Origin of the sequence: Bradyrhizobium manausense (assembly GCF_001440035.1) — a bacterium.
GTDB lineage: Bacteria > Pseudomonadota > Alphaproteobacteria > Rhizobiales > Xanthobacteraceae > Bradyrhizobium > Bradyrhizobium manausense.
Genome location: NZ_LJYG01000052.1, coordinates 29734 through 42131 on the forward strand (window position 1 = coordinate 29734; position 12398 = coordinate 42131).

The 12398-nt window shown below is 63.8% G+C and carries 11 protein-coding genes, 1 other RNA gene and 1 pseudogene; 4 read left to right on the forward strand and 9 right to left on the reverse strand.

Features of this window, described 5'->3' with window-relative positions:
• From AOQ71_RS13815 to ssrA, 9 genes and pseudogenes are all read right to left on the reverse strand, one after another.
• Positions 1-1120, reverse strand: a pseudogene (locus AOQ71_RS13815) (sensor histidine kinase); the annotation flags it as partial.
• Positions 1117-2628 (reverse strand): ATPase domain-containing protein, encoded by a 1512-nt coding sequence (locus AOQ71_RS13820; RefSeq protein WP_057747232.1) that lies wholly within the window; start codon positions 2626-2628, stop codon positions 1117-1119. The gene AOQ71_RS13820 and the pseudogene AOQ71_RS13815, both read right to left, overlap by 4 nt.
• A 540-nt stretch (positions 2629-3168) precedes the next feature.
• Positions 3169-5040: a ferrous iron transporter B gene (gene feoB / locus AOQ71_RS13825; protein WP_057747233.1), complete on the reverse strand. Its 1872-nt coding sequence runs from the start codon at positions 5038-5040 to the stop codon at positions 3169-3171.
• 25 nt (positions 5041-5065) lie between these two features.
• Positions 5066-5341 (reverse strand): FeoA family protein, encoded by a 276-nt coding sequence (locus AOQ71_RS13830; protein WP_057747234.1) that lies wholly within the window; start codon positions 5339-5341, stop codon positions 5066-5068.
• Between the two features lie 109 nt (positions 5342-5450).
• Complete coding sequence (locus tag AOQ71_RS13835; protein WP_057747235.1) at positions 5451-5696, reverse strand: ribbon-helix-helix domain-containing protein; 246 nt, start codon at positions 5694-5696, stop codon at positions 5451-5453.
• The gene (locus AOQ71_RS13840) at positions 5693-5881 is read right to left on the reverse strand and encodes a DUF4169 family protein (RefSeq protein ID WP_057747236.1); all 189 of its coding nucleotides are present in this window, start codon (positions 5879-5881) and stop codon (positions 5693-5695) included. Before AOQ71_RS13840 ends, AOQ71_RS13835 begins: the two co-directional genes overlap by 4 nt.
• 284 nt (positions 5882-6165) lie before the next feature.
• Positions 6166-7593 (reverse strand): class II fumarate hydratase, encoded by a 1428-nt coding sequence (fumC, locus tag AOQ71_RS13845; RefSeq protein WP_057747277.1) that lies wholly within the window; start codon positions 7591-7593, stop codon positions 6166-6168.
• Between the two features lie 89 nt (positions 7594-7682).
• Entirely contained in the window at positions 7683-8198 is a 516-nt protein-coding gene (locus tag AOQ71_RS13850; RefSeq protein ID WP_057747237.1) for an SspB family protein, read from the reverse strand.
• Between the two features lie 115 nt (positions 8199-8313).
• Positions 8314-8692: a transfer-messenger RNA gene (gene ssrA / locus AOQ71_RS42060) on the reverse strand.
• 95 nt (positions 8693-8787) lie between these two features.
• Here ssrA and AOQ71_RS13855 point away from each other — a divergent pair.
• The 4 genes from AOQ71_RS13855 to AOQ71_RS13870 all read left to right on the forward strand — a co-directional run bounded on the left by AOQ71_RS13855 (position 8788) and on the right by AOQ71_RS13870 (position 12298).
• Complete coding sequence (locus AOQ71_RS13855; protein ID WP_057747238.1) at positions 8788-9393, forward strand: chromate transporter; 606 nt, start codon at positions 8788-8790, stop codon at positions 9391-9393.
• On the forward strand, positions 9390-9920 hold the full coding sequence (locus tag AOQ71_RS13860; RefSeq protein WP_057747239.1) for a chromate transporter: 531 nt from the start codon (positions 9390-9392) through the stop codon (positions 9918-9920). The genes AOQ71_RS13855 and AOQ71_RS13860 overlap by 4 nt, the downstream gene beginning before the upstream one ends.
• 94 nt (positions 9921-10014) lie before the next feature.
• Complete coding sequence (locus AOQ71_RS13865; RefSeq protein ID WP_057747240.1) at positions 10015-10776, forward strand: tripartite tricarboxylate transporter TctB family protein; 762 nt, start codon at positions 10015-10017, stop codon at positions 10774-10776.
• 7 nt (positions 10777-10783) lie between these two features.
• Positions 10784-12298: a tripartite tricarboxylate transporter permease gene (locus AOQ71_RS13870; RefSeq protein ID WP_057747241.1), complete on the forward strand. Its 1515-nt coding sequence runs from the start codon at positions 10784-10786 to the stop codon at positions 12296-12298.
• Positions 12299-12398: the final 100 nt, after the last annotated feature.

Consider the following 12398-nt stretch of genomic DNA (forward strand, 5'->3'; position numbering starts at 1 on the left):
CGACCTCCTTGGTCGTGAAGAACGGCTCGAACACGCGCGACAGGATTTCCGGCCCCATGCCGACACCGGTGTCGATGACGGACAAGCGCACAAAGTCTCCCACAATCTGCTCGTCCTTCAGATCGGGAAGATTTTCCCCGCGCACGACGATCGTGCCGCCATTGGGCATGGCGTCACGGGCGTTGACGGCGAGGTTGAGGATCACGAGCTCGAGCTCGCCGGGATCGACCTCAACAGGCCAGAGCGTGTCCGGAAAATCGAACTCGACGTGGACGTCGCCTCGCAGGCTCCGATCGAGCAATTCGCGCATGCCGCCCATCTGCGCAGCAATATCGACCGGCTCTGGCCGGAGTGTCTGCCGGCGAGAGAAGGCAAGAAGCTGCCGGGTCAGGCTGGCACCGCGCTGCGCCGCCTGAACCATTCCGTCCATCAGGCGGCGCCTGCGGTCCGGATCAGTCTGGCGATCGAGCATGTCGAGGCCCCCGGAAATGACCATCAGCAGATTGTTGAAGTCATGCGCCACCCCGCCGGTCAACTGGCCGATGGCCTCGATCTTCTGGGCCTGTCGAAGCGTCTCCTCGACCCGGGCGCGCTCGTTCATTTCAAGGCGTAACTGCTCATTGGCCTCCGCCAGCGCGCGCGTCCTCTCGACCACGAGTTTCTCGAGCTGCTGAGCGATCTGCTCGCGCGCGGCGAGCAGGGCCCGGATCTCATATTGGCGCCCCCGGGCGCGCAACGCCGACTGAACGGCGCTCGTCAACGTCATCGGCTGCAGCGGCCGTTCGAGCAGCGACACGTTGCGAAGCAGCGAGACAAGGCTGCGGCGCCACGCCATGACCGCCGGCTGTTCACGGTGACTGGTCAGGACGACGAAGGGCAGATCCGACCAGGGCGGCTGGCTCTCGATCCATTGTGCCAGCGGCACCGTGTCCTTGCCGAACAGGGCTTCCTCGGCCACGAAGACGGTGCCGACCCCGAGCGCCATCTCGCTGACGAGTTCGGCCAAGTTCCTGCAGTTGACCGCCTCCAGGTTCGCGCTGCGGAACAGCTCGACCGATGCAGGCCCGTCCCGCCCGATCGGAGCAAAGACGAGAATCCGTTGATCCGGCGCGGCGCTCATTCAGCGGTCTCTTCGGACAGCGCCGGGCCGGTATAACGCGGCGTGCCGGAAAAGATGCCGCTGAAGTCCTTGAGGGGCGGGCCAAGCTTGATGCCGCTGGTGGTAAGCCGAAACTCGCGGATGGTATGCTCGTGATTGCCGCTGCGCTTTTTGACGACCGACAGAGCGCGCCGTACCGTTCCGCCGACTTCGAAATAGCGCAGCATCAGCACCGCATCGCTCAAATAGCTGATGTCGAGGCTGGTGTCGGTCGGGCCCACCAAGCCATGCTGGGCAAGGATCAGGATGGTCAACACGCCTTGCTGGGCGAGATAGCTGAGCAGCTCGTGCATTTGCAGGATGAGAAAGCGTTCGTCCGGCATCGCGTTCAGATAGCCGTTCAGGCTGTCGATGACGACGATTCGGGCGTTGTCGCGCTCGACGCTGTCCCTCACATTGGCGGCGAACTCGCCGGGCGATAGCTCGGCCGGATCGACTTGCTGGAAGCGGATGCGGCCCGAATCGATGTGCTTGTCGAGATCCAGCCCCAGCGTCCTGGCGCGCGCTTCGACGGTGCCGCGGCCCTCGTCGAACGCAAAGAACACGGCGTGCTCGCCGCGCTCCGCCGCCGCGATCGCATAGGTGAGAGCCACCGACGATTTACCCACGCCGGCCGCGCCAATGAGAAGGGCATTGGTGCCGCGCTCCAGACCGCCGCCCAGAAGCTGGTCGAGCTCCGCGTTGCCGCTCGGCGTGAAATCGCCGGTGAATGATCTGTGATGTTCGGCCGCCACGAGCCGGGGAAAGATGGCCAGCCCGCCTCGTTCGATGATGAAGTCGTGATAGCCGCCGCGAAAGCGGATGCCGCGCATCTTGATGACGCGAAGCCGGCGCCGCTCCGCGCCGTAATCGATTGCGAGCTGCTCGAGCATCACGACCCCGTGCGCGATCGAATGCAGTTGCAAATCGTCTTGCGCCGACGACAGGTCGTCGAGCAGGACGACGGTGCAGTTGCGGTTGGTGAAGAAGTGCTTCAAAGCCAGCACTTGACGCCTGTAGCGCAGCGGGTTCTGGGCCAGGAGGCGAAGTTCGGACAGGCTGTCGAGCACGACGCGGGCCGGGTTGATCCGCTCGACCTCCTTGAAGATCAGGCCGGTGGTCTCGCTCAGCTCCACCTCGGCCGGATGAAACACGGTGAGCTCGCGGTCCGGATCGAGCGTCGTTTCCGGCGGGACCAGCTCGAAGATGTCGACGCCCTGCAGCGACCAGCCGTGTCGCTGCGCGACGACAGTCAGTTCGCGTTTGGTTTCGGAGAGCGAGATGTAGAGCACGCGCTCGCCATCCCGCACGCCGCGCAGAAGGAACTGAAGCGCGATCGTCGTCTTGCCGGTCCCGGGCCGTCCCTCATAAAGATACATCCGGTTGGCGTCGAACCCGCCGCAGAGGATGTCATCGAGGCCATCGCTGCCGGTCGAAATTCGCGGCAAATCCGAGGGATTGCTGCCTGGAGCATTGGACGAACCGGTCAATTGAAACCTCTATACGCTCTGGAAAGGCCCGCTATTGCCCCGAGCCTCCACGAGGCCAGTCAGGAAAAAAGGTCCGCAATAGGAACTCGCTAGCAGCGATCGAGTTCCCGGCGGCTCTTCATCCGATCCCCGCACCATAGGACGCGAACAACCCAGGCAGGGTCGGTTCACAATTGCACACAAGTCGCTTTGGGAGCCTTGGAGATGGCGGGAGACGTCGGGTCGGGATTCAAGCGCGACGAGAGTCGAGGTGGTCGTCGTGCAGGCGCTCGACGAGCAGCCACGTCGTGCTGTAGCTATTCATGGAAGCAGATGCTTGTCGGGGATGATGGTATCATGCCAATGTTTTGCCCGACGCGTCAACGGATTTTCAGAAGTCCATAGTTCGTAGCCCGGATGGAGCGGAGCGCAATCCGGGGCCGGCGGGGCGTCGTGGGAGGAAACCCGGATTTCGCTCCGCTCCATCCGGGCTACGGCCATCGATTTCACAACCCCGTCTACTGTGCATGGGGTTGTTTTCGAGGTTTGGTTTGCGGGGCGCTAGCCGGCGCCCAGCGCGACCGCGACATTGTAGGTCAGAAGGCTCGCTGCATAGGCCAGCACCAGCATGTAGCCGAAGGTCGCTGCCATCCAGGTCCAGCTTCCGGTCTCGCGCCTGATGACGGCGAGCGTGGAGGCGCATTGCGGGGCGAAGATGTACCAGGCGAGCATCGACAGCGCGGTGGCGAGCGACCATTTGCTCGCCAGCACCTGGCCGATCTGCTCGGCCGCCTCCTTGCCGCCTTCGATCGCATAGACGGTGCCGAGCGCAGCGACCGCGACCTCGCGCGCCGCCATGCCCGGGATCAGTGCGACCGCGATCTGCCAGTTGAAGCCGACCGGCGCGAGCAGCGGTTCGATCGCCTTGCCGATGATGGCAGCGAGGCTGAAGTTGATCGCGGGCTCGGTCGCGCCTGCCGGCGGCTGCGGGAACGAGGCCAGGAACCAGATCAGCACCATCATCGAGAAGATCGTGGTGCCGGCGCGCTGCAGGAACATTTTTGCGCGGGTGAAGATGCCGATGGCGATCGATTTCAGCCTGGGTACCTTGTAGTCCGGCAGCTCCAGCATGAACGGCGCCGGCGCGTAGTCGCGCAGCATGAAGAATTTGATCAGGAACGAGACGACAAGCGCGCTGGTGATGCCGGCGGCGTAGAGGCCGAACATCACGAGGCCCTGCAGGTTGATGAAGCCCCAGACGTCCCTCGCCGGAATGAACGCCGAGATGATCAGCGTGTAGACCGGGATGCGCGCCGAGCAGGTCATCAGCGGCGCGATCAGGATCGTGGTCAGCCGGTCGCGCTTGTTGTCGATGACGCGCGTCGCCATGATGCCGGGAATGGCGCAGGCAAAGCTCGACAAGAGCGGAATGAAGGCGCGGCCGTGCAGGCCGGCGCCGCCCATGATGCGGTCCATCAGGAACGCGGCGCGCGCCATGTAGCCGAAATCTTCCAGCAGCAGGATGAACAGGAAGATAAGGATGATCTGGGGCAGGAACACGATCACGCTGCCGACGCCCGCGATCACGCCGTTCTGCAGGAAGCTCTGCAGCAGGCCGTCGGGCAGGGTGGCCTGCACGAACGCCCCGAGCGCGTCGAAGCCGGACTTGAGCAGGTCCATCGCCGGCTGCGCCCAAGCGAACACGGCCTGGAACATCACGAACAGGATCAGCGCCAGCACGATCAGGCCGCCGACCGGATGCAGCACGATCGCATCGATCCGCGCGGTCAAGGTGTCGGGTCTCGCAGGCAGGCTGACGCAGTCCGAGATGATGCGGTCGGCCTCGCGCTGGGTCGCGCGCAGCTCGGGGACGCTGAGTGCGCGCCAGCTGTTTTCCCGCGGTTCGGAGGCGAGCCTGGCGGAGATCTCGTCGGTCAGCTTCAAGAGGTCGGCGGTGCCGCCCTTGCGCACGGCGATAGAGGTGACCACGGGCACGCCGAGCTCCTTGGCGAGCCTGACGACGTCGACCGAGATGCCGCGGCGGCTCGCAATGTCGAACATGTTGAGCACCAGCACCAGCGGCCGGCCGGTGCGCTTCAGCTCGAGCAGCAGGCGGATGGTCAGGCGCAGATTGGTGGAGTCCGCAACGCACAGCACGAGGTCGGGCACGATCTCGCCGGAAGCCTTGCCCAGCACGAAGTCGCGGGTGATCTCCTCGTCCGGGCTGCGGCCGCGCAAGGAATAGGTGCCGGGCAGGTCCACGATCGAGACCTGGCGCCCCAGCGGCGTGACGAAAAAACCTTCCTTGCGCTCGACGGTGACGCCCGGATAGTTCGCGACCTTCTGCCGGCTGCCGGTCAGCGCATTGAACAGCGAGGTCTTGCCGCTGTTTGGCGTGCCCACCAGGGCGAGATGCAGAAGGGGTAATTCCATGGAATCGGATTTCCGGTCGCGTGACTTAAGCGACGATGATGGCCATGGCCTCACGGCGGCGCACCGCGATGGTGATGTTGTCGACACGTACGGCGATCGGGTCGCGCCCGACCAGCCCCTCATGCAGGACCTCGACCCGGGCGCCCTCGACGAAGCCCAGCTCGATCAGCCGGCTCTCGAGCTCGATATCCGAGAGAGCCGAACCCGCCTCCTTGGCGGCGAGGTGTCGAATGACGCCGGTGTAGCCGCGCTGGGCCAGGCCCAGCGGCATCTCGCGGCGCATATCATGAGTGTCGGTCATGCCCTGTATTTTCAACGCAGGGCATGCAGGTCAAGCGCGCGCGCCCGTGGAAACTGCACCTTAGAGGGATTTTAAAGTGCAGATCACGAAAAGCGTGGCCAGGCGGTGGCTATTGCGCCGGGACCTTGTCCGGCTGCATGGCGCGGCTCTTGAAGTAGTCGAGCACGAACAGGCGGATCGCCGAGGACAGGTTGCCCTGCTGGCGGGCGCCGTCGATTTCTCCGACGAGCTCGGACAGCGTCATGTTGCGAAGGCCCGAGATCTCCTTCATGCCGTTCCAGAACGCCTCTTCCAGGCTGACGCTGGTCTTGTGGCCGGCGACCACGATCGAACGCTTCACCACGGGCGACTTCATGGCTGCTCCTCGCGATCGATCCGGTGCTGGTCCAGATGCGCCTTCGCCTGGTCCGCCTGCTTCTCCTGCGCCGATCGCTCGGCCTTCGTGCGGCCGAACTTCGTTCGGTTGGCGTCCGCCTGCTTCGCCGAGGCTTCCCGCTCGGCGCGCTTCCTGAAACGATTCAGGTTGATGACGTTCCCCATGCCGCGTCTCCATCACCCGATCCTTTTCGGGCAGGATGTTACATTCAGAAACAGGGCGCAGCGTCGCGCCCAACAAGACTTGATCGTCGTCATTCGCTCGTCCTCGTCAATCGGCCTCGAGGCCATCAAACGATGAATTTCGCCCCGTCAAGGAGCGGAGGGGGCCTTCCGTAACACGCATCCCGGCCGCCACATTGACGGTAATCAAATCCCGTCCTTTAAACCTTATAATTATGAGCTTTTGGGGCTCCGTATCACTACGGATGGCTATCGGAATTCGGAATTCATCCTGGCCGCGTCATCTTGTCCGGCTGCACCAGGCGGTCGAATTCGTCGGCCGAGACGAAGCCGAGCCGCAGCGCCTCTTCCTTCAGCGTGGTGCCGTTGGCATGTGCAGTCTTGGCGACCTTGGCGGCGTTGTCGTATCCGATCTTCGGCGCGAGCGCGGTCACCAGCATCAACGAGCGCTCCATCAACTCCTTGATGTGCTTTTCGTCGGCGCGGATGCCGCTGACACAATGCTCGGTGAAGGAGCGCGCCGCGTCGGCCATCAGGCGGATCGAGTGCAGCATGTTGTAGGCGAGTACGGGCTTGTAGACGTTGAGCTCGAAATGTCCCTGGCTGCCGGCGAGTGTGATCGTTGTGTGATTGCCGAACACCTGGCAGCACACCATGGTCATCGCCTCGCATTGCGTCGGATTGACCTTGCCCGGCATGATGGATGAGCCCGGCTCGTTCTCCGGCAGGATCAGTTCGCCCAGCCCCGAGCGCGGGCCAGAGCCGAGCAGGCGGATGTCGTTGGCGATCTTGAACAGGCCTGTGGCGACCGAATTGATGGCGCCGTGCGCCAGCACATAGGCGTCGTTGGATGCCAGCGCCTCGAACTTGTTGGCGGCGCTGGTGAAGGGGAGCTTCGTGATCCCGGCAACGTGCTTTGCAAACAGCTTTGCAAAGCGCGGCTTCGAGTTGAGGCCGGTCCCGACGGCCGTGCCGCCCTGCGCCAGCGGATAGAGATCCCTGACTGCGACCTTCAGCCGCGCGATGCCGCTTTCGACCTGGGCGGCATAGCCGGAAAATTCCTGGCCGAGCGTGAGCGGCGTCGCATCCTGGGTGTGGGTGCGGCCGATCTTCACGATCCTGGCGAACTCCTTCTCCTTCTTGCGCAGCGCGTGGTGCAGTTCGCCGAGGGCAGGGAGGAGATCGGCATTGATGCGGCTTGCCGCGGCAATATGCATCGCAGTCGGGAAGGAGTCGTTCGACGACTGGCTCATATTGACGTGGTCGTTGGGATGCACCGGCTTCTTGGCACCAAGCTCGCTGCCCAGAATTTCGTTGGCGCGGTTGGCGATGACCTCGTTGAGGTTCATGTTGCTCTGGGTGCCCGAGCCGGTCTGCCACACCACCAGCGGGAAATGATCGTCGAGCTTGCCCTCGATCACCTCGTGTGCGGCACGGATGATGGCGCCGGCTCTGCGCTTGTCGAGCAGGCCGAGTTCGAGGTTGGACTGTGCCGCCGCAAGCTTGACGATGCCGAGCGCATGGACCAGCGAAATCGGCATGCGATCGATACCGATGCGGAAATTCTGCCGCGAGCGTTCGGTCTGCGCCCCCCAATAACGATCGGCGGGCACCTCGATGGGACCGAAACTGTCGGTCTCGATGCGGGTCGCGGGGCGAGCGGTCTTCGCAGCTTTGGCCATGGGCACATCCATTCCGCCGCGCGAGGTGCCGCACGGCCTCTTCATGTGCTCTTCTATATAGGGAGTTTGGCCGGACGCGACGGTCTCGCGGCCAGCCTGGATCATTTCTTGCGGAAACGATCGAGCCGCACGACTTCGGCGCCGCCTGGGTTCGGCGGGCTCGGCTCTTCCCCGGTCTCTGTCGGCTCAATGGCAGGCGCGGGCATCGGCACAGCCGACGGGGCAGGGGCGGCCGGCAAATTCTCGCCCGCCACTTCGGCGTCGGAGGTTTCGAACTGAAGGCCGAACTTCACGGACGGGTCGAGGAAGCTCTTGATGGCGCTGAACGGCACCACCAGCCGCTCCGGAATGCCGCCGAAGGACAGGCCGACCTCGAAACGGTCCTCGAGCACGGTCAGGTCCCAGAACTGGTGCTGCAGGATGATCGTCATCTCTTCCGGATATTGCGCCAGCAACCGGCTCGACAGCTTCACGCCCTCGGCCTTCGATACGAAGGTGATGAAGAAATGATGCTCACCCGGCAGGCCGTGGGCCGCAGCGTCAGTCAGCACTTTCTTGACCACGCCGCGCATCGCCTCGCTCGCCAGCACGTCGTATCGGATGTGATCGGTCGCCATAATGGTCCTGTTGCATTCCAGCAGACGGGCCCCGTCGGCCCCGACTCGCCAAGCCGCAATAGTACCGCGCCTGACGGGTCAGCAGGAGTCCCCGCCGGAAAGGAAATCAGAGCTAAGTGGAGGCTTCTGTTGCCAGGTGCCTCCGAACCCCGCCTAACGGAGCTTAACCCGTTAGGACTTTAAGTTGGTCTTTCAAACTGCGTTACGCAGCCTGAGCAACCGGAGCAAAGTTGTCGTTGGCAACTATTGCAATAGCCCGATAACGGCGGAACAATACCGGGAAAAAGTACGCCCTTTACGCCCTCGTCGATCCTATTTCGCCCCCGCCAAAGCCCGCTTTCGGGTATGCCCGTAAATGGGCCTTCAAGTGGGCTTTGGTGGAGGCGCCGGGTACCGCCCCCGGGTCCGAATGGTTTATTGCGACGACCGTTTATTTCCATAGCCGGCGAACCGGCACTCCCAATATAGGGGGCAAAGGTTTCAAAAAACAGGGGTTTCGAGCGGAAAGGGCTGGTTCCCTTTGGATAGGTCCGAGGTGGGCCGGAGCCTGACCTTGGCCGCCCTCCGGCTCGCGTTCTAAGCTCCTGACATGTCCACGGATTCAGCCCCTGCCGCCCAAGAGTCGGATCATCCCGCCTTTCACGTCCCTCCGCCCGGCCTGATAGCACTGTTCCTGGCCTTTGGCCGGATGTCGCTGGCCGGGTTCGGCGGCGTCCTGGTATTCGCCCGGCACGCCATCGTCGACCAGCACCGCTGGATGACCGCGGACGAGTTCAACGAGACCTTCGCGCTCTGCCATTTCCTGCCCGGGCCCAACATCGTCAATCTGTCGATGGTGTTCGGATCGCGGCTGCGCGGCATCGCCGGCGGTGTCGCGGCCTTCACCGGCCTGCTATTGCCGCCGACGCTGATCATGACGGTGCTTGCGATCATCTACACCCGGTTCGGCGATGCGGAGGTGCTGCGTCGTAGTCTCGCGGGCATCTCCTGCGCCGCGGTCGGCCTGCTGATCGCCGTGGTCTTCAGGATGATGGCGCCGCTGCTCAAGCGGATGGACGTCGTCGTGCTCATCATGATGCTTGGCGTGTTCACAGCCATTGGCGTGTTTCGCTGGCCCTTGCAGGCGGTGTTGCTCATCGCGATTCCGTTCAGCATCGCGGCTACCTATGTGATGCGACGGAAGGCAGCAGCATGAGCAGCCAGAACCCGATCTGGGCGCTGATCTCCACCTTTGGACTGATGTCTTTATTCGCGGTCGGCGGCGCTGCCGCCGCAGTGCCCGAGATGCACCGCATCGCTGTCGATGTGCATCACTGGATGACCGAGAAGCAGTTCGCGGACGCCTATGCGATCGCGCAGCTTTCGCCGGGTCCAAACGTGCTGATCGTCACGCTGATCGGCTATGCCGTTGCCGGCATTCCAGGCGCGCTGGCCGCGACGCTGGCGATGTGTCTGCCGACCGCCCTGCTTGCCTACGGTGTCGCCCGGCTGCTGAACCGGCCGAGCCAATCGCACTGGCCGGCGCTGATCCAGGCTGCCCTGGTTCCGCTGTCGATCGGATTGATGGCGGCAAGTGCCTTGATCCTCGCACAGGCGATCGATCGCAGCATTGCTGCGCTGCTTCTGACCGCGACAATTGCGGTGATCGCCTCCGTCTCGCGCGTCAATCCGCTGTGGCCTCTGCTCGCGGGCGGACTGTTGGGTTTTGCTGGTATTGTGTGATGAAAATCGCTAGGCAATGATCCGGGGCGGGGATCCATTTCCAGCCGATTAGAACAACAGTGCTCGTGACTTACGGGTCGCGGAGGAGACATGCATGGCCGACACAATGGGCCACTCGGCGACAGCCACCAGAAACACCTCGGTGGCGCTCGGCTTCTGCCTGCTGGCGCTCGCACCCCAGATTTTCGAATTGATATGGTCGATCGGGACGATCTTCGGCTGGGGCGCTGGACGCGGTCCGGCCACGGTCCTGATCAGCCACACGACGGCGCTCGTCGCCGGCGCGCCCGCTGCGCTGCTTGGCGCGATCGGCGGTGAGACCAAGAAGGCGTCATCGGATGTCTTGCTGGCGCTGATCTATTCCTATCCGTTGTTCGCAGTGGCATTCGTGACGCTGTTCATGACCATCAAGTCGGCGCAGGACTATATCGGCGGTGTCATCCTGATGGCGCTCGCGCTGTTCGCGCTGTGGGCCTCGAGCGATTTGCAGGGCATGCGCGGCTTCTCCTTCGGTGCGGGCACCGCGCCGCGGATGTTCGGCGGATTGCTGGTGGCTCTGTCTGCCGCGATCGCCCTGACGGGTCTTTTGAACGAGGGACCGGCGCTGGCACATTATTCCTGGCGCGGGCCGCTGTTCGTGATGTGCGCGATCCTGTTCTTTGCCCTGGCGATCCGGCCGCTCGGCGTCGTGGTCTCCGCATTCGCGAGTTTCATGATCGCCGCACTCGGATCGCACGAGACACGATGGGTCGAGGCCGCCATCGTCGGTGCCTGCCTGACGATCGGCTGCGCGCTGCTGTTCCCTTACGTGCTCGGCCTGCCGATGCCGATGTTCCCGCGTTTCCTGGTTCAGTGAGGCTGTCATGGAGCTTTTTGCCAACCTCGCTCACGGTTTCGTCGTCGCCTTCTCTCCGATCAACCTTCTGATGTGCCTGATCGGCGCGCTCGTCGGCACACTGGTCGGCGTGCTGCCGGGCATCGGCACCATCGCGACAGTTGCGATGCTTCTGCCGATCACCTTCGGATTGCCGCCGGTCGGCGCGCTGATCATGCTCGCCGGCATCTATTACGGCGCCCAGTATGGCGGCTCGACCACCTCGATCCTGGTCAACATTCCAGGCGAAGCGACATCGGTCGTCACCGCCATCGACGGCCACGCCATGGCCAAGCAGGGCCGCGCCGGTCCGGCGCTGGCGATCGCCGCGATCGGCTCGTTCTTCGCCGGCTGCGTTGCGACCGTGCTCATCGCCGTGCTTGGCGCGCCGCTCACAAAGCTCGCGCTGGCGTTCGGGCCGGCGGAGTATTTCTCGCTGATGGTGCTTGGCCTGATCTTCGCCGTCGTGCTCGCCAAGGGCTCGGTGCTGAAGGCGATCGCGATGATCGTGTTCGGGCTCTTGCTGTCGATGGTCGGCTCCGACATCGAGACCGGGGCCTCGCGCATGGCCTTCAACATTCCGGAGCTTGCCGATGGTCTCGGCTTTGCGACGGTGGCGATGGGCGTGTTCGGCTTTGCCGAGATCATCCGCAATCTTGACCATGGCGCCGAGATGAATCGCGATCTGGTGCAGCAGAAGATCACCGGCCTGATGCCGACCAGAAAGGACCTGATCGACTCGACGCCCGCGATCCTGCGCGGCACCGTGCTCGGCTCGATCCTTGGCATTTTGCCGGGCGGCGGTGCGGTGATTGCGTCGTTTGCCGCCTATACGCTCGAGAAAAAGCTCGCCAGGAACCCGTCGCGGTTCGGCCGCGGCGCGATCGAGGGCGTGGCGGCGCCGGAAAGCGCCAACAACGCGGCGGCCCAGACTTCCTTCATCCCGCTGCTCACGCTCGGCATCCCGCCGAACGCGGTGATGGCGCTGATGGTGGGCGCGATGACCATCCACGGCATCGTGCCGGGCCCGCAGGTGATGCAGAAACAGCCGGACCTCGTCTGGGGCATGATCGCCTCGATGTGGATCGGCAATCTGATGCTGATCATCATCAACCTGCCGCTGGTCGGCATCTGGGTGCGCCTGTTGCGCGTGCCCTACCGGCTGATGTTCCCCTCCATCGTGATCTTCTGCGCGATCGGCATCTACTCGGTGAACAACGCGCCGGTCGATGTCATCCTCGCAGGTGTGTTTGGCCTGGTGGGCTACTGGCTGATCAAGCATGATTTCGAGCCGGCACCGCTGCTGCTCGGCATGGTGCTCGGACCGCTGATGGAAGAGAACCTTCGCCGCGCATTGCTGATCTCGCGTGGTGACTGGAGCGTGTTCCTGACGCGTCCGCTCTCGGCCGTGCTGCTCGCGATCGCCGCCTTCCTGCTGGTGCTGACGCTGCTGCCCATGCTGCGCGCCAAGCGCGACGAGGTGTTCACCGAATCCGAGAATTGATCGAGGTGCACTCGCGTCGGCATGCCGGGCAGGGGCGCGCGAAAACGGGGCGCGGCTTCTCGATCCGGCCGTTTTGTCAGAAGGATCAAGCCGATAGGGG